The 21,562-nt window shown below is 43.1% G+C and carries 19 protein-coding genes; 7 read left to right on the top strand and 12 right to left on the bottom strand.

The annotated features are described in order from the left end of the window. Positions 1 to 93 precede the first annotated feature (93 nt). Both mnmE and BLT41_RS07545 read left to right on the top strand, forming a co-directional pair. On the top strand, positions 94 to 1,479 hold the full coding sequence (gene mnmE / locus BLT41_RS07550; RefSeq protein ID WP_092159812.1) for a tRNA uridine-5-carboxymethylaminomethyl(34) synthesis GTPase MnmE: 1,386 nt from the start codon (positions 94 to 96) through the stop codon (positions 1,477 to 1,479). Between the two features lies 1 nt (position 1,480). Further along, positions 1,481 to 1,735 carry a hypothetical protein gene (locus tag BLT41_RS07545; protein WP_092159810.1) on the top strand — a complete coding sequence of 85 codons (255 nt, stop codon included), beginning with the start codon at positions 1,481 to 1,483 and terminating at the stop codon, positions 1,733 to 1,735. On the opposite strand, the gene BLT41_RS07540 is transcribed toward BLT41_RS07545, so the two are convergent. Together BLT41_RS07540 and BLT41_RS07535 are read right to left on the bottom strand one after the other, a co-directional pair. After that, entirely contained in the window at positions 1,732 to 2,394 is a 663-nt protein-coding gene (locus tag BLT41_RS07540) for a TIGR04282 family arsenosugar biosynthesis glycosyltransferase (RefSeq protein WP_092159808.1), read from the bottom strand. The genes BLT41_RS07545 and BLT41_RS07540 overlap by 4 nt on opposite strands. Then, a complete protein-coding gene (locus BLT41_RS07535; RefSeq protein WP_092159806.1) occupies positions 2,391 to 3,098 on the bottom strand; it encodes a TIGR04283 family arsenosugar biosynthesis glycosyltransferase in 708 nt (235 codons plus the stop codon). Before BLT41_RS07535 ends, BLT41_RS07540 begins: the two co-directional genes overlap by 4 nt. A gap of 47 nt (positions 3,099 to 3,145) precedes the next feature. Here BLT41_RS07535 and BLT41_RS07530 point away from each other — a divergent pair, with 47 nt between their 5' ends. Together BLT41_RS07530 and BLT41_RS07525 are read left to right on the top strand one after the other, a co-directional pair. After that, positions 3,146 to 3,616 (top strand): pyridoxamine 5'-phosphate oxidase family protein, encoded by a 471-nt coding sequence (locus tag BLT41_RS07530; protein ID WP_170830332.1) that lies wholly within the window; start codon positions 3,146 to 3,148, stop codon positions 3,614 to 3,616. 24 nt (positions 3,617 to 3,640) lie between these two features. Then, positions 3,641 to 4,285, top strand: a complete 645-nt coding sequence (locus BLT41_RS07525; protein WP_092159802.1) for a class I SAM-dependent methyltransferase — start codon at positions 3,641 to 3,643, stop codon at positions 4,283 to 4,285. Positions 4,286 to 4,323: 38 nt separating this feature from the next. Here BLT41_RS07525 and malQ read toward each other — a convergent pair whose 3' ends face one another. Together malQ and BLT41_RS07515 are read right to left on the bottom strand one after the other, a co-directional pair. After that, entirely contained in the window at positions 4,324 to 5,871 is a 1,548-nt protein-coding gene (gene malQ / locus BLT41_RS07520) for a 4-alpha-glucanotransferase (RefSeq protein WP_092159800.1), read from the bottom strand. 66 nt (positions 5,872 to 5,937) lie between these two features. Then, complete coding sequence (locus BLT41_RS07515; protein ID WP_092159798.1) at positions 5,938 to 7,782, bottom strand: alpha-amylase family glycosyl hydrolase; 1,845 nt, start codon at positions 7,780 to 7,782, stop codon at positions 5,938 to 5,940. Positions 7,783 to 7,909: 127 nt separating this feature from the next. Between BLT41_RS07515 and BLT41_RS07510 the strand changes: the two genes are divergently transcribed. Further along, positions 7,910 to 8,263: a hypothetical protein gene (locus BLT41_RS07510; protein WP_092159796.1), complete on the top strand. Its 354-nt coding sequence runs from the start codon at positions 7,910 to 7,912 to the stop codon at positions 8,261 to 8,263. A gap of 242 nt (positions 8,264 to 8,505) precedes the next feature. Here the strand turns inward: BLT41_RS07510 and BLT41_RS07505 are convergent, their stop codons facing one another. Then, the gene (locus BLT41_RS07505) at positions 8,506 to 9,525 is read right to left on the bottom strand and encodes a threonine aldolase family protein (protein WP_092159794.1); all 1,020 of its coding nucleotides are present in this window, start codon (positions 9,523 to 9,525) and stop codon (positions 8,506 to 8,508) included. Between the two features lie 228 nt (positions 9,526 to 9,753). On the opposite strand from BLT41_RS07505, the gene BLT41_RS07500 reads away from it, so the two are divergent. Both BLT41_RS07500 and BLT41_RS07495 read left to right on the top strand, forming a co-directional pair. After that, on the top strand, positions 9,754 to 10,578 hold the full coding sequence (locus tag BLT41_RS07500; protein ID WP_092159792.1) for a metal ABC transporter ATP-binding protein: 825 nt from the start codon (positions 9,754 to 9,756) through the stop codon (positions 10,576 to 10,578). Continuing rightward, on the top strand, positions 10,571 to 11,386 hold the full coding sequence (locus BLT41_RS07495; RefSeq protein ID WP_092159790.1) for a metal ABC transporter permease: 816 nt from the start codon (positions 10,571 to 10,573) through the stop codon (positions 11,384 to 11,386). Before BLT41_RS07500 ends, BLT41_RS07495 begins: the two co-directional genes overlap by 8 nt. Positions 11,387 to 11,449: 63 nt before the next feature. Here BLT41_RS07495 and BLT41_RS07490 read toward each other — a convergent pair whose 3' ends face one another. The 7 genes from BLT41_RS07490 to BLT41_RS07460 all read right to left on the bottom strand — a co-directional run bounded on the left by BLT41_RS07490 (position 11,450) and on the right by BLT41_RS07460 (position 21,415). Continuing rightward, complete coding sequence (locus tag BLT41_RS07490) at positions 11,450 to 13,939, bottom strand: plasma-membrane proton-efflux P-type ATPase (protein ID WP_092159788.1); 2,490 nt, start codon at positions 13,937 to 13,939, stop codon at positions 11,450 to 11,452. Positions 13,940 to 14,096: 157 nt separating this feature from the next. Then, a complete protein-coding gene (locus BLT41_RS07485) occupies positions 14,097 to 16,361 on the bottom strand; it encodes a methyl-accepting chemotaxis protein (protein WP_092159786.1) in 2,265 nt (754 codons plus the stop codon). 269 nt (positions 16,362 to 16,630) lie between these two features. Next, positions 16,631 to 19,039 (bottom strand): Cache 3/Cache 2 fusion domain-containing protein, encoded by a 2,409-nt coding sequence (locus BLT41_RS07480; protein ID WP_092159784.1) that lies wholly within the window; start codon positions 19,037 to 19,039, stop codon positions 16,631 to 16,633. 133 nt (positions 19,040 to 19,172) lie between these two features. Beyond that, on the bottom strand, positions 19,173 to 19,430 hold the full coding sequence (locus tag BLT41_RS17640) for a hypothetical protein (RefSeq protein WP_244512219.1): 258 nt from the start codon (positions 19,428 to 19,430) through the stop codon (positions 19,173 to 19,175). A gap of 287 nt (positions 19,431 to 19,717) precedes the next feature. Further along, complete coding sequence (locus BLT41_RS07470) at positions 19,718 to 20,344, bottom strand: LysE family translocator (protein ID WP_092159780.1); 627 nt, start codon at positions 20,342 to 20,344, stop codon at positions 19,718 to 19,720. 10 nt (positions 20,345 to 20,354) lie between these two features. Then, on the bottom strand, positions 20,355 to 20,765 hold the full coding sequence (locus tag BLT41_RS07465; protein ID WP_092159778.1) for a response regulator: 411 nt from the start codon (positions 20,763 to 20,765) through the stop codon (positions 20,355 to 20,357). Between the two features lie 32 nt (positions 20,766 to 20,797). Further along, on the bottom strand, positions 20,798 to 21,415 hold the full coding sequence (locus BLT41_RS07460) for a D-sedoheptulose 7-phosphate isomerase (RefSeq protein WP_092159776.1): 618 nt from the start codon (positions 21,413 to 21,415) through the stop codon (positions 20,798 to 20,800). Between the last annotated feature and the right edge of the window lie 147 nt (positions 21,416 to 21,562).

Below are 21,562 nucleotides of genomic sequence, written 5' to 3'. Positions count from 1 at the left end.
GTTCACGAGCGGTGAATACAGACTTTTAAGTTAACCCCGTGGACAATGTCCGCGGGGTTAACTTTTTTTTAATCTGTTAATGGAGATTTTAATATGTCAGTCAGTTCTTCCGGGACCATTGCAGCCATTGCCACGCCTCCCGGTGAAGGGGGAGTCGGAATTATCCGTGTAAGCGGAGAAAAGGCTTTACCTATTGCAGAAGCAATATTTAAATCCGCAAAAGATTCTTTTTCAGGATTTAAGCCATACACCATGCATTATGGGTACGTGCTTGATGAAAACTCTACAGAACTGGATGATGTCCTTGCTGTTTTCATGCCCGGCCCTAATTCATACACAGGCGAAGATACAGTTGAATTTAACTGTCATGGGGGCCGAGCCATTCTTGCTTCTGTTCTCGGAGAAATTTTATCACGCGGGGCTGTTCTTGCGCGTGCGGGTGAGTTCACTCTGAGAGCTTTTTTGAATGGTAAAATGGATCTTACGCAGGCAGAAGCTGTTGCAGAAATGATTCATGCTCCGTCTAAAGGTGCGGCTCAGCTTGCAAGGGTGAAGCTTTCAGGGGTGCTTGGTCATCGCATAGAAGAACTGCGGGGAAGGCTTGAAGTATTGCGCGCTCATCTGTGTGTTGCCGTAGATTTTCCGGAGGATGAACTTGAGTGTTTGCCGCTTGATAAAATGATGACGGAAGTCACTGATGCTGTAAAAAATATTTCTGAAATTCTCGCAGGTGTAGAGCGTACCCGTGCATGGCGTGAAGGGGGTCTTGCTGTACTTTCAGGTAAAGTAAATGCTGGAAAGTCCAGCCTTTTAAACGCCTTACTTGGACGTAATCGCGCTATTGTTACGGATATTCCGGGTACAACCAGAGATTTTATTGAAGAAACTCTTAATTTAGACGGCCTTCAGGTACGGGTGGTTGATACTGCCGGACTGCGTGAAACTACTGATAAGGTTGAACAAGCCGGTCTGGATATGGGAAAAGAGCTGGCGCAACAAGCTGATTTAGTTCTTTTAATAGTTGATGGTTCCGGTCCATTTGATTTATCGGATATTGATCCTGAATTTTCAGCGCAAAGTGGTAAATGTATTGCTGTAATCAATAAGATTGATCTGGATCAGTCCACACCATCTGCCTCAGAAGTTATGGCAGAAGCAGGTTATGAAGTTGTTGAAATTTCAGCTAAAAGGGGCCAAGGTATCGATGAACTTGCTTCAAGTATTCGTGAACATATTTTAGCTGGAGCGGGTGAGCCTGACCCTGACGAGCTTGTGCCGAATTCGCGACAGGCGGCGACATTAAGAAAGGCTCTGTCTGAGCTTGATGGTCTTGTTCAGGATATTGAAATGACAATTCCTTATGATTTGCTTGGTGTCCGGTTGGAAACTGCTTGCTCTGCTTTATCTGAAATCACAGGTGAAATTACACCGCAGGAAGTGCTTGATTCAATTTTCAGTAAATTTTGTGTGGGAAAATAAAATGAAAAGTAAGATTTTTGATATGCGTTCCGTCACATGCGGTTTGGTTCCTGCTATAGTTTCACAACTTGGAGAGGTTTCCGAACCGGTTGTTGATTTTCATATAAGACCGGGAATCCGTGAAGAAATTATGAGCGGTTTCGGCTCAGGCGGAGAATGGGATATCGAGATAATTTCCGCTATTGGTTTTGATGTTTTAAGGTTTACCCCTAAGAAAAAATGTATTGTTTCAGATCTTAATATTGTCGAGTATTAGACGGTTTTTATATACTTGCGATATGCTTTGAAAGTATGCGGGCATCTTGTCTTAAAGTCTTTGCTTTGTACCAGAGTCTCGAGGTCTTGAAGTGTGTCTACATCTGCTTGTTCCGGTAAAATATACGGAGCAAGGTTGATAGATTTAAATTTTTGTATTGTTTGTTTAAAGACTCTCGGGGTACTCCAATTAATGTCGGAGAAAGGAATATCAGTCAGTTTTTTGTTTTGAAATCCGATGAGATAATAGCCTCCGTCTTTTGCCGGACCAATACATACAGGATGTTTTTTCAGACTGGATAGACCTTCCTCAATTGTTTGAGGAGACAGGTCCGGCAAGTCACTTCCCGTTAAGACACCTCTTGTATAATCAAGGGCAAAACTGTCCTCAAAAGCGTTAAACATGCGCGCGCCTAAATCTCTTCCCCGTTGCGGAAACAGTTTTCGATCTCCAAGCCATTCAATGTATTTTGTGACAGGCTCTTCCTGATCAAAAAAGATCAGAGTTTCAACTCCATGATTATCGATTCTTGTAAGTAAATCCCGAACAAAAGCTGTATAAAACAGAGCCGCCTGTGCATCTCCGACACTTGCTCCAAGGCGGGTTTTGACTTTGCCAGCTATCGGTAACTTTACGAATAAAAGCAGAGCCTGCTTCAATTTTTGTCTCCATTATCAGAGTACAATTTTTTAAGAGTAAATGGACTGACTCCGCATAAATGCAATATTCTCAATAGCCAGTTTCTTAAAAATCCTCGAATCATACCCATCTGTTTATATCTGCGGGCTGAAGTTATTACAGATTCTTTCAGGATAACTATTTCGAACCTTTTTCTTTTAATATTTCTGAAAAATTCAACATCTTCCATAATGGGTATCAGCGGGAAACATCCCAGTTCAAGAAAAGTTTCCTTTTTTATGAACGGGGCTTGATCTCCGTATGGAACTCGTTCTATTCGTGTGCGAAGATTTCCTACGAAGGAAATCAGGCGCATGATGGCTGAGTTGTCATCAAAGCTGAGGCTGAACGCACCTGCCGCTGCTCCCGGAGCATCCAATGTTTCACGGATAAGGGGGGCGGAATTCGGAGGCAGTATCGTATCAGCATGAAGAAATAAAAGTATTTCTCCAGTAGCCATTTTTGCTCCCGCGTTCATTTGAGCAGCACGGCCCGCTTGTCCGCAAATTTTAATTATGTTTTTATCTTCGATGCAAATATTTGTTGATCCGTTTATAGATCCGTCCACCACAATAATTTTACAGTCATTGCCGAGGCTGGCTTTGACATTATTGAGACAACTATTAATAGTTGCCTGCTCATTGAATACAGGGATAATGATGGATATTCGTGTATGAATCGGCATGGAATATGTTTATACTCTTTAACTGACAGAATAAAGAGGAGATGAGTATGTCTAAAGATATTAAGCTCAGGAAAGGCGTTACCAGTGATGAATCTGTTATCGCTGAGGTTTTACGTGAAGGGGAAGTTCTTCATCTGGCATTAAAAGACAGTGAAGGGATTTATTCTGTTCCTGTTAATTACGGTTTTAAACCCGGTGCAATATATATTCATTCATCTAAAACAGGCCGCAAAATATCTGCGTTGGCTTTAGGAGAGGAAGTTGGTTTCAGTGTGGTTGCCTCGCATAAACTGCAACCCTCTGAAAAACCCTGCAATTGGGGATGTGCATTCCGTTCAGTTGTCGGATGCGGAGTTCCTCGTCTTCTTGAAGATCATGAAAAAGTCGTTGCTTTGAATTTGATTATGGAGCAGTACAGCGGTAAAAAAGGGGACATTGATAGTTCTGCTGCGCGAGCTGTAGAAGTTGTTGAAATAATGATCACAACAGCTACCGCAAGGCTCGTGGACAGGGAATAAACTCAATATAAACAGAGAGTATTTATGACTTTAGATTCGAGTAACTATTCCGAATATTGGGAAGAGAAAGGTTCTTTGAAAAACTTTTCCACTCCGGTACAATTCGATGAATTTAAGAAATATGTTTCCAGTGACGCTGATATTCTGGATGTAGGATGCGGATATGGGCGCGTAATGAGAGGGCTGATTGGCGAGGGTTTTACCCGTGTGAAGGGAGTGGAACCTTCCGCAGCCTTACGACAGAGGCTTATGGATGATAGTCGTGAGCTTGATGTACAGCCTTTAGAAAACGGAATTATTCCTTTCAAAGATCAATCCGTTGATGCGGCATTTCTTGTCGCAGTGCTCACCTGTATACCGGATAATAAAGATCAGGATCAGGTTATGAATGAGGTCTACCGCGTTTTGAAACCGGGTGGAGTTCTTTATATTAATGATTTTATGCTGAACACTGATGAGCGTAATCTTGAAAGATATGACCACTTTCAAAAGCTGCACGGAACTTATGGAATATTTGAAATTGAGGGCGGCGGAATTCTACGTCATTTTTCAGATGAACGTATCAAAGAATTGTTAAGTCTATTTACGGTTCTTGAGCATAAAAAGGTGGTTTACACCACAATGAATGGAAACCGCGCTAACGGTTTCTATTACATCGGGCGGAAATAGTTTCTGTAAAAGTCTATTAATATTGATTAATCTTTGACTTAATCTATTCGGCTGGTGCGTCCGAAAATCTCCGTCATTTCACCGAGACGCTCGCGTATCAGCGGCGTAAGTTGTCCCGGCACGAGCTTCCATCCCCAGTTTCCATCGGCTTCCCCGGGAACGTTCATGCGAGCTTCCCCGCCAAGGTTCAGTAAATCCTGAGCCTGAAAAATACACAGACAGCCGACGCTGGACATCAAAAGTCTGATCAGCTCCCATGAGATTTTGGATTCATCTATCCAGTCATGACCTAGATATGACAGCATATTTTTGCGGCTTATTTCATCTGCATCCTGATTGAACCAGCCTCGGTTGGTGTTATTGTCATGAGTGCCTGTATATACGACAGAATTTCGTCTGTGATTGTGGAGAGCGTCTCCGCAGATGCCGATATCACTGCCGAAAGAGAATTGCAGAATATTCATGCCGGGCAGTTGAAAGCGGTCTTTAAGATAAGCTACATCCGGTGTTATATGGCCCAGATCTTCTGCAATAATACGCAAACATCCTTCTTCGCAGGAAAGTCTTTCAAACAGCTTATGTCCGGGGGCTGGAACCCAATACCCGTCTATCGCTGACTGTGCCTCGGCGGGAATTTCCCAGTAGGCGGAAAATCCTCTGAAATGGTCAAGTCTGGCCCAGTTATAAAGACCTAGATTGTGTTTTAACCGACTGATCCACCATCCGAATCCCTCCTGTTCAAGAACGGCCCAGTCATAAACCGGATTTCCCCATAGCTGTCCTTTTTTGCTGAAGTAATCCGGTGGAACCCCTGCGACACACCATGATTCACCGTTTTCATCAAGCTTGAAAATTTTGCGGTTAGCCCACACATCCGAACTGTCGTGGGTAACATAAATCGGGATATCTCCGATAAGCTCGACACCGATCTCGGCAAGGTGATCTCTAAGTTGTCCCCATTGACGGAAAAATATCCACTGGCAGAATTTAACAAACAATATTTCGCGTGCTAACAACTCGCCCCAGTAGCGCATACCTTCTTCAGTTCTTTCGCGGATATCCTCGGGCCATTTGGTCCAGCTGTCACCGTTGAAGTCCTGTTTGAGAGCCGTGAACAGCGCAAAATCATTAACCCAGTGCATGTTGTCCCATATAAACTGGGAAAATACGGGGTCATTCAGCAAGTCGTTTGCAACTCGTGAGAAGGCCATGCGGAGCAGAGTCTCTTTAGCATGGGCCGCCGCATCAAAGTCCGCTTTATCGGAGTCCGGGATGACAAATTCTTTAATTTCTTCTTCACTCAGCAGACCGTAATCAACCATAAGTTCGGGGCTTATCAGTAGCGGGCTTGCGGCAAAAGCTGAAAAGCCGGAGTAGGGAGAATTGCAAAGTTTACTGGATGTAGGAGTTATCGGCAGAACCTGCCAAAACCGTTGCCCGGCTTCGGCGAGGAAATCTGCAAATTCATATGCCGCAGGCCCAATATCACCGACTCCGAATCTTGAAGGCAGTGATGTAAAGTGGAGAAGTATTCCACTGGAACGTTTCATATTGAACTCCTTTTGCTGACGAAAGACGATACCCATACAATATCTCAGAGCATGGGAAGTCTGTCCAGCTACTTTATATTCAGCTATGAAACAAAATCGTAATTAATATATATTCAGCGGCGTGTGAAAATATAATGCGAACGATTGCGGAGCCAGTTTCAAAGGGGTGCTGTCGGATAATATTTTGTCCAGAGGTGACTGATCCCCTCCGAAAGCTTTTGCCGCACTGTAAAGTTCAAGTGTCCATGGTCCTTTCGGCAGGTACGCTTCAAGTTTTTCGGATATTGCGGTTTTGTTGAAATTAAAAATTATTGAGGCGTATCTTCCATCAGATGCCGAGGGGTTTCTGATCATCATGATAAGCCCTGGCTGGAGCTCTTGAACTTGGCATCTGCTGTGGCATGGTTCTTTTAGAACGGGGTGTTCCCGCCTTAAAGTAAGTAACTTTTTATAGAACTCAAACATGGACTTGCCTTGTTCGGATTCTTTTTTATTCCAGTCGAGATGACTGCTGGTGAATGTCGAATCTTCATAAGGATCTGGTGCTTCAAAGGAGAGAGAATCCAGTTCTTGTTCATTGAATGCACTCGGCAGCGGGGCTTCAACGCTGTCAGAAAAATAATGGAACGGTGCTGTTTCTCCATACTCTTCCCCCATGAAAAGTAGTGGGGTATATGGAGAGAGCAGTGTTGCTCCGGCACTAAGTTTTGCTGCCTCAAATCCTGCTTTTTTGATTGTCCTGCATTCGTCTCCGGAACAAATGGTTTGATCATGGTTCTGAGAGTATACGATCAATTTAGAACCTGAAAGTTCCTGCTGGTTGCATCCGTGAATCCTTTTGCGATGTTCAGAGAATTGTCCTCTGTATGCGAAGCCGTGCTGCATGGCTGAGACCATTTTTTCTGGTGAACTATAGTCGCGGAAGACCCCGTTTACATCGCCTGTAATTCTGTGATGAAGTGCATGGTGAAAATCATCACTCCATAACGCATCAAGCCCGAATCCTCCTTTATCAGCTGGCATAATAGGGCGTGGAGAGTTGTGTTTGTCATCGATTATCAAAACACATTTTCTTTTATTTTTATTTTCAAAAGATCTGATTCTAACAGACAGTTCTTCCAGAAAATGGACCGGACTTTGATCGAGAATTGAGTGTGTGTTATTTATGCGCAGTCCGTCGATATGAAAATCGCGAAGCCATGAAAGAGCACACTGGATATAAAATTCGCGAACACCGAAACTGTATTCCTCATCGAAATTTATGGTTTTTCCCCATGCCATGGTGCGACTATCACTGAAAAAGGGGGTGTAAGCTGCGTTGAAATCTTTCATGAAGCAGTGCTGGCAGAATTCTACATCTAAAACTACCGCAATGCCTAGCTTGTGAGACGCTTTAACTAGAGCTTTTAATTCATCCGGTGTTCCGTAGCTATTGTGGACTGCATATGGAAAAATAGTTTCATTTCCCCATCCTCTGCTGCCTGCAAATTGTGCGACAGGCATAAGTTCCAGTGTGTTGATTCCAAGTTCAGACAGATGGTCGAGTTTAGACATAAGCCCGTGGATAGTGCCTTCCTTGCTGAAAGTTCCTATATGGGCTTCGTAGATGATCATTTCATGGATAGGCAGACCGGAAAAATTGTCTCCTTTCCAGTCAAATTTATGATGATCAAAGATAGTTGAATAGGAATTTAAGCCTTCCGGCTGCCATAATGATGCTGGGTCCGGGAATTTTTTTGATCCATCCAGCAGAAACGAATAAGAGGAGTCAGGTGCAATATCGTTTATGGTCAGTTCATGAAACCCATGTTCGGCGGGGGACAGCATGAAAGTGTGATCCGGTTTGGTATTTAAAGTCATTCCGACATCTTGGATGTGGGGAGCAAATAATCTGAATGTGCAGTTTCCGTTATTATCAACCTGTGCGCCGAAGTGTGCTTTTTTCATTCTTGCTCTCGTAATGCTTTTTGGTTTTTAATTTTGTTTTGAGTTATAATAAAGACACGCTTCATTCGGACCGTCTTTTGCATGTGAATGAGTACTTGCATCTCGTAACACAATGAGGAGGCAGACCATGAACAACTCTATTAAGTCCGACGTTGCAGAAGAACGGGTAAAGATCGCTGAAGTAATGGCTGGCGAAAGCGCAGTTCTACATGAACTTGATTTTCAGGATGTAGCCATTTCTACAGTTGCCGTTAATACTCTTAAAAAGGCCGCATCAGCCGTAATGCAAAGATTTCTTCCGGGCAGCCAACCTGAAAAACTGACTGATTCTCAGGCTATAGCCTTTTTTATAGATAGAGTTTTCTGGGATCAGGATTCAAAAGGGTTGATCCTCTGTGCCGACGTTGCTACCCGCAGTTTCTGTATTCCTATACCGAGAGAACATTGGCATATGAAAACTGATCTTGGGACTATTCAGTAGTTATTTTTATAGTTTTTTGCAAGTATAAATAGATTAACAGGGGGTTTTACTCCCTGTTTTTTTGTGTTTGTAATATAGATGGTTATATTTTAAAATCATTGAAGTATAATAAAGAGGGGCAAATTGTAAGAGGAATGTCGCTTTGAAGTTATACTTCAAATGGTAAATGAAAAAGCCTCCCACTTTTTGAGTGAGAGGCTTTCTTTTTAAATCCTGATTGTGGCGAGTCTGAATTTATAAGATTAAATCAATTCTTTCAGCGCGCTGACAAAGTTCTCAATATCTTCTTCCGTTGTTGACCATGAAGCCATCCAGCGAACTTCTCCGGTGGCTTCATTCCATACGTAGAAAGGAAATTTTTCTTGCAACTGCGGGATGCAGTGCGCAGGAATGATGGCAAAAACAGCATTGGCTTCCACTGGACGGGTAATCTGTACTTCACTGATTCCCTGAACCTTTTGCGCGAGAAGAGCCGCTAGTTCGTTGGATCTGCGTGCATTTTTAAGCCACAGTTCATCAGTCAGCAGAGCTTTAAATTGTGCGCCTATATAGCGCATTTTAGAAACAAGCTGCATGCCCTGCTTACGGACAAATTCAAAATCCTTACCGATTTCAGGATTAATGAAGACCGCAGCTTCAGCGCACATGCACCCGTTTTTAGTGCCGCCGAAGGAAAGAACATCAACTCCGCAATCAATGGTCATTTCTTTAAAAGTGGCACCAAGCGTTGCGGCTGCGTTAGCAAGTCTGGCTCCGTCCATATGGACCAGCAGACCTTTTTCATGTGCGTAGTCGCAAATGGCTTTGGTTTCAGCAAGTGTGTAAACTGTTCCCAGTTCCGTATTCTGAGTTATTGAAATAACAGCAGGCTGGCTTCGGTGAACATCTTTTTCATCAAACAGGAGGGGTTTGATTGATTCTACACTGATCTTGCCGTTGACGGCTTCGGCATGAATAATTTTAACTCCGGCGACAGCTTCGACTGATCCGCATTCGTCAACATTGATATGTGCCGTGTCGGCGCAAATTACACTGTTCCAACTTGTTGTTATATGCTTAAGAATTAGTGTATTGGTCGCTGTTCCGGTTCCCATGAAGAAAACTTTGGCGTCTTTTCCGAAATGTTCTAAAAATAGATTTTTCGCTGCTTCTGAAATTGGATCGTTACCGTAGGAACTCATATCATCACTATTGGCGTTGATAATTGCTTCCATTATGTCGGGATGAACTCCCGCGTAGTTATCACTTGCAAATGCGCGCATTTTATTTGTCTCCGAATAATTGATTAATTAAGTCTTGTTAGCTGCCAATACGTACCGATTTGTCGATCAAGGCGCAAGCGTGCTAATGTGTTTTTAGTTATAAAAAAGAAGTTACCTCGTTGTTTTTGTTGTAAAAAGTATTATTTTGACATTATATTGGATGTGTATGTTTCAATTTTGGTTTAATTATATGCTCTTTATCGAGTTTGCCGGAGGTTTTTTACAGCAATGAGCTCCGAAAAAGTTATAAGTTTTTCGAATGTTAGCTTCGGATATGGCCCTCATGACGTCATAGATGACGTGAGTTTTGATATTTTAAAAGGGGATTATCTTGCTGTGCTCGGCCCGAACGGAGGAGGCAAGACAACATTGCTTAAGCTCTTGCTGGGTCTGCTTAAGCCTAAGAAAGGTTGTGTTGAGATTCTTGGAAAGGCGCCCGGGAAGCATGGCGGACAGATAGGATATATGCCTCAGTATACATCTGTTTCGGAAAGTTTTCCGATTACAGTGCGCGATGCGGTTCTTATGGGGAAAGTTTCTCCCAGTATTAAAGGTGTTTTCGGCATAAGGTTTGCCGGAAATGCTTCTGCTGATGTGGAAAAGGCTCTTGATCGTGTGGGAATGCTCTCGCTCATCAATCGGAGAATTTCAGATCTTTCAGGTGGTCAGAAACAGCGTGTGTTTATTGCTCGCGCTATTGTTGATGAACCTCAAATCATCTTACTTGATGAACCGACGGCGAGCGTTGATCAGGCTGGAAAAAACAGTTTGTACTGCCTGCTTCGGGAATTGAATCAGGATATGACGGTAATTATGGTCAGCCATGATATTTCTGTTCTTGGGCAGGGTGTTAAGTCGGTGGCATGTGTTAATAGAAAAGTTCATATGCATGACCAGCCTAAAATAACCCGCGAATTATTAAGTGAAGCTTACGGAGAAAACGAGCGCGGATCATGTCCCATTGAGCTTGTTACGCATGGAGAGCTTCCGCATAGAGTGCTTGAATTTCATGCTGAATCTGAGGATAAGCCGGAAGGAGATTGGCATGATTGAGTCACTTAGTTACGAATTTATGCAGAATGCCTTGATCGCCGGAGTGCTGGCTTCCATCATCTGCGGAATTATCGGGGCGCTTGTTGTGGTTAACAGAGTCGTGCTCCTTGCCGGTGGAATCGCTCATGCTTCATATGGTGGAGTAGGGTTGGCGTTTTTTCTAGGTCTTCCTATGCTTCCGGTCACTGCGGCATTTGCCGTGTGTGCGGCGTTGCTTATGGCGCTTGTGACCATGCGGGTGAAAGATAGAGCAGATACTTTCATAGGAGTTATGTGGGCGGGTGGTATGGCTCTGGGTATTATTTTGCTCGATATTACCCCCGGTTATAATGTTGATTTGATGAGTTATCTTTTCGGGGGGATACTTGCCACTCCAAATTCTGATTTAGTGCTGATGGCAGTACTGGCAGGAATTGTGCTGTCGGTTGTTTTTGTTTGTTATAAAGGGTTCTGGGCTATGTCTTTTGATGAAGATTTTGCCCGTGCCAGAGGTGTGCCTGTTACGTTACTTTATTTTTTGATGCTTGCTCTGATTGCCTTAAGCGTCGTTATGGTAATCCGCGTTGTCGGGCTTATTCTGGTCATTGCGCTTTTGACGATCCCTCCGCAGATAGCGGAGAGCAGAACTTCGTCACTTCATACAATGATGGTTCTTTCAATCTTGCTCAGCATGGTTTTTTGCGTGACTGGATTGTTGTTATCTTATGAATTTGATGTGTCTTCAGGGGCAACAATTATAGCAGTAAGTGTCGTGGGTTTTGCTATTTCTCTTTTACTTAATAAGATCAAAGGTCGTTCGACTGTATAAAAATGTGATTATAAATTAAAAAAAAGCCGCGCTTCCAGTTTGATGGAAACGCGGCTTTTCAGTTTATTTTCTATGGTGGGAGAACCTGCTGAAGATAGGTTCATTTGCTATTTTGATGAACCCCTGATTATGTTCAGCTTTATTGTCCATCATCCGGTAAGCCGCCAGTTTGAATATGTCCTGCACAACCATCCATACTAGATTATAGACCCAGACCCATAAAATGTGAATCCATGGTATGGCGGGTACGAGCCAGCCCATGCCGCAGATGAATGCCGCGAAAAGCTGTGTTCCGATAATGGCCCAGAATAATTTCGGAGCTGGATATGGAGATTTCCAGAACGCTTTTTTGGTGCGGGTTACGAACAGCATAAGATGTCCGCCTGCAACCAGTTGCAGGAAGAGCATGGTTTGGAGCTGTTCAACCGGATAATGAAATATATCCCGTCCGAGCCAGAGCATTCCGAATGTTTCAATAACGGCAAGGAAACCCAGCATGCTTGAAATTCCGAGGACTCGGCCCATCTGCCAACGCACAGGCTTTGGATCAAGCCATGTGTTGTCGTAGGCAATGGTCATAATCGGAATGTCGTCGAGCAGTGCCAGCATGATGATCATGACGGCTGTGAGTGGATAGAAATCAAAGACCAGCATAGCCAGAACCACGAATGCCATAATATCGATAGTCATGGCGATGCGGTAGATAGTGTAGCTCATCATGCGCTCGAAAATTCTTCGCGCTTCTTCCACAGCCTTAATAATGACCGATAAACCCGGTTCGGTGAGAATTAAATCCGCTGCGGCTCTGGCTGCATCGGTCGCACCAGAAACCGCAATCCCTGCATCTGCCTGTTTGAGTGCGGGAGCGTCATTAACGCCGTCTCCGGTCATGGCTACAATGTGTCCGCGTTCCTGCAATGCTTTTACTATGGCATATTTATGCTCTGGGAATACTCGCGCAAATCCGTCGGCTTTTTCAATCATTTCGGACTGAGTTGAAGTCAGGTGCGCGGGGTCTGCGTTTTCGCCGATCAATTCTGAAACGGGGTGCATATTGGTTCCCATTCCGAGTTGTCCGGCTGTTTCTCTGCCGATGGCAGTATCATCCCCTGTAACCATTTTGACTTGAATTCCGTGTTTTACAGCCTGTGCGATGGTTTCTTTTGAATCATCACGAGGTGGATCGAACAGAGATAAAATACCTAAAAAATCCCATCCTCCGGTCTCATTGCTTTTGGCTACTCCCAGCGAGCGGAAACCTTTTGCCGCAAAATCGTTAATTGCTGAATCAGCTCTTTCGCGATCTGGTCCGGTTACATTTGCGAGGTCGAGAACTACTTGCGGTGCACCTTTTGTCACTTTGAACTGAGAGTCTTCTGTGGTGATGGAACCTTCTGTTCTTTTGCGTATCGGATCAAACGGGGAGAAGGAGGTTTGTTTGTATCCTGTGAAAATAGATTTATCGGTAATACCTTTTAAAACCGCAAGGTCGATGGCATCGCCGTTTTCCTCTTTTGAGGCAAGGGCGGCCATAAATATTAAATTGTCTTTATCCGGAGCAGAGAAAATGACAGGCTCACCGAGGTCCAACTGATTTTTAGTCAGAGTTCCGGTTTTATCCGAGCATAGAATATCAATTCCGGCCATCTCTTCAATGGCCTGCAACTTGGATACGATTGCTTTTTTCTTAGAAAGGGAAAGTGCGCCGAGTGCCATGGTGACAGACAGAACCGCCGGCATTGCTACCGGAATTGAGGCGACAACCAGAATTAGTACGAATTGAATGAGTTTGATCAGCGGTTCGCCGCGTAGAAGCTCGGTAACAACAAGAATCATTGCCAGACCTATGGCAACGAATATCAGAAAATCTCCGACTTTCATGACTGCTTTTTGGAAATGAGAGGCTGTTCCGGCACTTTCTACCAGTTTTGCAGTGCGTCCGAAAAATGTTTCTGCGCCTGTTGCTGTAACGACAGCTTCCATTTCTCCTTGCTTGGCGACCGATCCAGAGAAAGCTTCATTACCTGATTTCTTGTTGACCGGTAATGATTCACCTGTAAGTGCGGATTGGTCTACGCTGAGATATTCCCCTTCGGTCAAAACGACATCTGCCGGAATTACATCCCCTAATCTGATGCGGACAATGTCACCGGGAACAAGGTTTGTCGCGTCAATTTCATTCCATATGCCATCGCGTAGAACTCTTGCTTTCAATGCCATCTGATTTTTCAGAGCATCAAGGGCGTTTGATGCTTTGGCTTCTTCCCAGAATCCGATTGCAGCATTGAAAATGAGCAGTACCATTATGATTGAAAAGTCTACCCAGTCCTGCACTATTAATGAGAGCAAGGCCGCCGCTTCAATCATCCATGGAATCGGTCCCCAGAAATAGCTTAGAAGCTTTTTTAACGGGCTGACGCTTTCCGTTTTTAAAGCATTTTGACCGTATTTATCGAGGCGGGTACGAGCTTCGGGAGAGGTTAAACCTTTTGAACTCGAGTTTAAGTCTTTGAATATTTTATTAATGTCCTGCGTAGATTCGTGCTTACCCATTGTTCTCCCCTTGAGTTAGGATGCAGTATAGAACGAGTATGAATTCTATTTATTCTATACATAACACGGAGCGGAGGGTGATACAATCGCAGATAAAAAAACTCCCGGCCTTAATATAAAGGCCGGGAGTTTAAATTGCTAATCCGGGTGGACGATATTAATCATTTTCTCTGAGTTTATCTATAAGATGTTTAAGATCCGAAGCCAGCCTTGCCAGATCTCCTATAGCCTGATTGGCTTGGAGCATACCTTCGGATGTTTCGGATGAAACAACTTTGATATCTTCAATTGCTCGGTTGATGTCTTCACTTGCATTGGATTGTTCCTCGGAAGCCGTTGCAATGGAGCGAACCTGATCAGAAGTGGATTGAACCAGTTCAAGTATTTGTGAAAGAGACTGCTTTGACTCATTAGCAAAACCAGTTGCCTTTTCAACCGCGACGGCTGCACTCTCAACACTTTCAATGTTCTTATTTGCTCCAGCTTGAATATTGTTGATAGCCTCTCCAACTTCTTTAGTGGCTACCATTGTTTTTTCTGCCAGCTTGCGAACTTCATCTGCAACAACCGCAAATCCTCGTCCTGCATCACCTGCGCGGGCTGCTTCAATTGCGGCGTTAAGTGCGAGCAGATTAGTCTGGTCCGCAATGTCGGTAATTACATTCATTACAGTTCCGATGGCTTCGGCTTGTTTGCCTAGTTCATCCATATTTGTTTTCAGTGTTTCCGAGTGCGAGTTAACGGCAAGAATAGAGTTTACAGAATTATCGACGATGGCAGAACCTGACTCTGCATTCTGTCTGGTCTGATCAGCGCTCTCTGCCGCTTCTGAAGCATTGCGGGCGACTTCAAGAACAGTTGCGTTCATCTCTTCCATTGCGACAGCTGTTTCAGATATGCGTTGCTGCTGCGTGTCGGTACCGTGTGTGACTTCCTCAACCTGCGCTGACAGTTCTTCTGATGCCGATGAAAGATCGTTTACCAATCCTTCAAGCATATCTGCCGCCTCGAGCATTCCTTCTGCTTTTGCGCTTTCTGCGGCAACTTTGGCAGCTTCAGCTTCAGCTTTTGCTTCATGTGCTTTGAATGTTTCTTCTTTACTCTGTTCGCTGAGCAGGTTTGCTTCGCCTATTTTGGTTTTGAGGCTGGTAATCATCTGCTCTAGAGAATCCTTAAGAATTTCCATTTCTCCTGAGAATTGACCTTTGAGTGAAGAGTCTAAATCACCACCGGCAACTTTACTGGAAAAATCAACAAGGCGGTTCAGAGGTTTGTTCAGCCCTTTGCGTATAAGGTAGATACAAACCACAGTGGCAATAATTATAAATAATAGTGCGGATAACGCTGAATTTTGTTCAATTGAGTGAATTGTGTCATCAAATTGACCTTTCTGTTTCAGTACGGAGGCATCAATGTTGTCGACATATACGCCCATTCCGATAATCCAGCCCCACGGTTCAAAGAGTTTTACATATGACAATTTAGGAGCATTCTTACCTGTGCCGGGCTTGCTCCACCAATATGAAACGTAGCCTGCTCCGTTGTTTTGCTGAACAGTTTTGACCATTTCTACGAATAGCTTTTTACCCTTGGCATCTGCTATTCCTGAAAGGTCTTTGCCGTTCAAGGCTGGTTTCATCGGATGCATGATCATTTTCGGTCCAGAATCATTGATCCAGAAATACTTCTCTGTTCCGAGTCTCATTTTTGCTACTTGGGCGAGAGCTTCTTTTTTCATTTCAGCGGTGATATCTTCAACCCATGCTCCTGTACCGATAATCCAACCCAACTTAGGCAGTATTTTTACATATGAAATTTTAAGCTTGGGTTCGGTTTCTCCCGGGCGGACCCAGTGATATGCAAGAGTTCCTTCTCCTTTGGTTTCGGCAATGCTGGTCATATCTCTGATAAGGTAAACACCTTTAGAATCTTTCAAGTCAGATAAATCTTTTCCGAGTAGAGATTTATTGGGGTGGACTACCATCCGGTTTTCTAAATCGTTAATCCAGACATAGTTGTCTGTGTCGTATCTTGCAGCATCAACGATGCTTTTAATCCGTTCTTCGAGTACTTCTTTTGGCAGGATACCATCAAATTTATCATATAGTGCTTCAACTTGTGTAACAACGGTGTCCACAACCTGTTTAAGAGATTCCATTTCTTGTTTTTTTAATGTCTCAATATCTTGTGAGCGCTCATAATAGGAGTTTACTACGCTGTATGCCAGATCAACGGAGTCCTTTAGTTTTCCTTTTTCTTCAGTTTCTATTTCGAGTCGATATTCACTTGAGCGTTTATCGATAAATCCTTCTAAATTAAAATTAAAGAATGAAGAAATAAATATTCCTTCAATCAGCAAGGCTCCCACAATGAGAATTGTAATTCTGACAGCCACGGATTGTAGTGGGGATACTTTTTTCATAATTTCTCCTAATTCTCCTCTGTGACAGGGATTCGTGATCAATATTGATTGTTTTTGATATAAAATTTTAGGGCTAACTTAGAGAGAGAATAACAAAAGTTTCTATCATTTTCATATTATATTTAAAAAAAGAAGTCACTATCAAATCGTTTTTTAAGTGTAGGTAAAGATATTATTAAGGTGTTTGCCTGCTTACTTTTTAACTGATTACAAAAAAAGGGCGAACTTCGTGAAAAGTTCGCCCTTGATTTTTTATATGTAGTAATAAATTAAGACTGCATATTTCTGATGAGTGTCTTAATCTGAGAAGCTAGTCTGGCTACCTCTGTGATGGCCTCGGCAGACTGTTCCGTAGCTTGAGCTGATTCAGCTGAGATTTGATTGATTTCCTCAGTTGCTCTGTTGATTTCTTCACTGGTTGCAGACTGTTGCTCAGCGGCTGTTGCTATGCCGTGAATCTGGTCTGCTGAAGTTTCAACCATATGAACGATTTCATCGAGAGCTTTACCTGATTTGGCAACAAGGTCAGTCGATTCAACAAGTGACCCCACTGCGGTGTCAGTTGCTGTGATGTTTTTACGTGTGCTGGTTTGAATGGATGAGATTGCCTGCCCGACTTGTTTTGTCGCATCCATAGTCTTTTCGGCAAGCTTGCGAACTTCATCTGCAACGACTGCGAATCCTCGTCCTGCATCACCAGCTCTGGCTGCTTCAATAGCGGCGTTGAGTGCGAGTAAGTTAGTCTGATCTGCAATGTCGGTAATGACGCCCATTACAGCTCCGATAGATTCTGTCTGTCCTCCGAGTTGTTCCATGCTGGTTCTTAACTCTTCAGAGTTGGTCTCAAGAGCTTTGATGGAAATAACAACCTGACCGACTAAATTCTGCCCTTCCAATGCCTTATCTTTTGTTGCCTTCGCATTCTCGGAAGCTTCGCCTGCATTGCGCGCCACTTCGAGAACTGTGGAGTTCATTTCTTCCATGGCGGTTGCAGTTTCGCCTGCCCTTTCCTGCTGAGTTTCCGCTCCTCTGCGAGACTCTTCTACCTGTGCGGACAGTTCGTCTGCTGCAGATGAAAGCTGATCGGAAATGTCATCAGCTTCACGTACTGTTTCTGCAACCTTTTCACTTTGAGCTTTCATGCTCTGTTCATTTTCTTTGATGGTAGTCACATCATTCATAATCATGAACGCGCCGATGAGTTTATGATCAAGATCATGCAGCGGAGCAGTGTCGATTATTGCGAAGAACGGTTTACCCTTTTCAGTTGTCGCGGAGATTTCAATATCTGCAAGGCTTTGATCTTTGCTGATACAATTTGTGATTGAATCGGTGATGTCTTTGTTTGTCAGCAGGTTGCGTACAGGTTTGCCGAGGTATTCCTCACATGTTCCAGAATATCCGAATTGATCAAGTATGTGCTGATTAATGAAAGTTATTTTTTCATCAAGGTCTACGACGACACAAGGTAGTGTCAAACCGTTTAGGAGTCCCCCTGAAAAGCCAAGCTTGTTTTTGAGTTCAAGCACCATGCTTTTAACAGAAGTAATAGTTTGACCGACTACATCGTCAACGTCATATTCAAGTTCTGAATCGTAATCACCTGTGGATACCTTGGCGGTAAAAGTTGAAAGGTTTTGCAATGGTTTGGTAGTATATTTAATGAGAAGCATGAGAATAATAATTGAGATAGCAAGGGCCACTACAGCAATTATTACGTTTGTCATGAAGATGGCTTTATCTACACCGTGAGTCATTTCAGCTTTATCCATTGTGAATGCAAATGACCACTTCCAAGGTTTGAACAGGGATATGAATGCAACTTTTTCAGTCCCGTCTATCGTGTAGCTGACAAGGCCGGTAGTTGTTTGTTTAAAATCGTTCCAGAAAGGCTGATCAGATAGAGTTTTACCTGTCATTGTGGGGTGGAGAAGTATTTTCCCTTTTTGATTGAAAAGGGTTGCATAACCTTTACCTCCGACATTGGCAGCGTTTACTGACTTTTCGAATGCCGGAGTTATTATTTTACGTCCAACGAATATTACACTGACAATGTTTCCTCTTAGATCTTCTAAAGGTTTGTAAGCTGTAATATACCAAGCGTTTACAACGTAAGCCATTCCAAAATATGTTTTGCCGGACATTACGGATTGATAAACTGGACTGCTGGAAGGAATGTATGTTCCGGTTGCACGATTTCCGTTAGTTTTGAGCACATTGGTGGAAACTCTTAGCAGTTTTTCCGGTAAAACCTGAAAGACTGTGGCGGTCCCTCCGATAGTTTTTTGCAAATCATCAACTAGATCAAAGTTGTCGTTGATGCCTAGCCCGCCGAATTCCAGTGTGGGGATGCTGACGCTTTCGCTTTGCTTCGTAACTTGGTTTGTAATGGTTACGTTCAGCGGCGCGCGTTTGTTGAGTTTAGGAAAACCTAACGAGAAAATCTTTTTATCCATGATGTCGATGTCAGATTTAACTTTGTCTAAGACAATCTCATTTTGCATTTCCATGATAGAATGAACACTTTCCGCGATGGAGGCCATGGATGTTTCACCTAATGTGTTCAAAGCCGTTTGAACTTTGTACAAATTAATAGTCGTCATGGAGATGATGGTTGCCATAATAATTGCTACGGCTCCCAGCATCAGCTTTGCTTGAAATGATAACTTCTTAAACATGTATTACTCCTGAACAAAAATTAAAGGACTTTATGTTTATTCTGTAAAAATAACTTGCGTGCGAATAACATTTTTAACTAACGGTTGATATCAAGATTTTATTCTATTATTTGTAAAAATAATTATAAAATTGTTAGTTCAAGGAATGTGATCTTCTTGATATTTTTGATAAAATTTTAACAATAGCGCTTTCTTTTTCATTTTTCACCCGTGAAATCCTTGGTGCTGCTTTTGCGTAATATACAACGATGTTATCTCCGGGAGATAGTTTTTCCCAGTTTTTGTCACTAATGCTTGCAACACGCTCTTGAGCCTGTCCCAAAGGATCAATAAAACGATAACGAATAAGTTGTTCAACTTTTCGGTCGATTTTCTCAATAACTATACCCACTGCTTTATTTTCTCCGAATGCCCTAATTCTTTCAATCCTTATTTCCTGGTACGGAATAAGGAATAGTGCGCATAAAAAAATAAGCGCTCCGGTAAATAAAAGTTTATTTTTAACGGAAGAGAAATGTGTAGTATAGAAACTGTTCATAGTGAAAAGCTATCACCAGAGACCGAAGGAGGCAAGTAACAGTCATGGATCTATCGTTAACTTGGGAGGACTATTTATGTATAATTCAAATCAGGATGGAGAGTGGTGGGGGGACGGAAAAAGTGTAGTAGCCTTTTCCCTTAATTTTTGGATAGAGCCATTTTGAGTCCAAGCGCGATGAACACCACACCCGAGATAGCTTCAAGTCGTTTCTTGAACTTATTGCCGGAAATGAAGGGGCGCATTTTACCTAGAGCAAGAGTGATAAAACTAAACCATAATATTCCCATACAGAGGTGAATGATCATCAACTGGAAAGATTTTTCAATGAGGTTGTCCGCAGGGGATATAAACTGCGGTAACAGGGCCAGATAGAAAACTGCAACCTTGGGATTCAGGACATTAGTAAGGAAGCCTTCTCTAATTGAAGCGGAAATGCTTCTTTTCTGACTGTGCACTATTGTGGATTGCTCTTCTTCGGAGGAACGGCTGCGTCTGAGAGACTGTACTCCCAGATATATTATATAGAGTGCTCCTGCCAGTTTTACGAATTCAAAAGCTGTTGCCGAGTTCATGAGAATCATGGATAGACCGAAAGCTGAAGCCATGGCATGCACAATCAGTCCCGCATTTATTCCTGCCACAGTACAAAGCCCGTCAGAAGTTGAGCGGGTGAGTGTATTGTTTACCACCAGCATTGTGTCAGAGCCGGGGGTGACAGTCAGGAGTGCCGCAATGGGAATAAAAGCTAAAGTAAGTCCATCCATTTTGTATGCCTTAGAGGAAACCGAATTTTGAGAGTTCTTCGTGAATTTTTTCAGGAGTGGTCGGTTTCGTCATGTACGAAATGGCTTCACCTTGAAAAAAAGCCCTTGAAGCTTTGGTGCTGTCATCGAGGGCCGTCGTAATTATCGCCTTTACTTTTTGATCATCTGTGAGTTCCAGTTCGTTTTCAACCGCTCTGATTTTTTCTAAAGCCTGAAGACCATCCATGCCGGGGAGGATAATATCCATAAACATGAGTTTGTATGGACGGTCTGAGGAACAGGCATCTGTAAACATTTGCAGAGCTTCTTCACCGGTAGTTGCGCAGTCAATTTCAACATTGTTCACTCCCTTAATCTCAGTGAGGATGTTGTGAAGAAAAAGCATGCAGGCACTGTTGTCTTCTACTACCAGAGTTCGCATATCTTTGACTCGCTTATCTTTTCAAAATCTATTTAGTCGGAAAGAAGATACGGTTCAAGCTCTGAAACTGCTTCAAAGAGAAAATGGTCGATAAGTTCACAGAACAGATGCCCCACAGCAATATGAACTTCCTGCACGATGGCAGTATCTTTGCTGGGAACACTTATTATGTGATCGCATATGGGAAGCATTTCACCTGAACTTAAACCGGTCATACCTATTGTCACCATTTGTTTCCGTTTAGCTTCTTTTAATGCTTTTATCACGTTTGGACTTGTGCCGGAAGTACTGATTCCAACAAGAACGTCTCCTGGTGCACCTAGAGCTGCAACCTGTTTTTCAAATATCATATCAAAGGAGTAGTCGTTTCCTATTGATGTGAGTATTGAGGAGTCGGTTGTAAGCGCAAGGCCGGGCAGTGGCGGGCGTTCAAGTTTAAATCTGTTTACCAGTTCAGCTGCAAGGTGCTGACAGTCTGCGGCACTGCCGCCGTTGCCGCAAAATAGAATTTTTGACCCTTGAGCAAGGCGGACAGCCATTGCTCTGGATATTTCAACAACTAACTGAGAGTCCTGCTCAAAAAAAGCTTCCCTTACTTCAAGGCCGGAGCGGGCGTGATCAAGTACTTTTTGTAAAGCTGTATGAGACATATATTATCCTTCTGGGAGTTTTACTTAAATCCGTATGGTGAATTCCGTTTATAGGAAATCAATCCATGTGGCAATATGCCGGGTTCCTCCTTGATAAAATCATTAATCCTAAATAAGGTAATTATTTTAAAGCATTTAGTGGCTGAA

It is taken from the genome of Maridesulfovibrio ferrireducens, from assembly GCF_900101105.1.
In the GTDB taxonomy this organism is placed as follows: Bacteria; Desulfobacterota; Desulfovibrionia; order Desulfovibrionales; family Desulfovibrionaceae; genus Maridesulfovibrio; species Maridesulfovibrio ferrireducens.
Note: the sequence above shows the minus strand (reverse complement) of the source record. Positions and strands in the feature narration are given on the sequence as shown.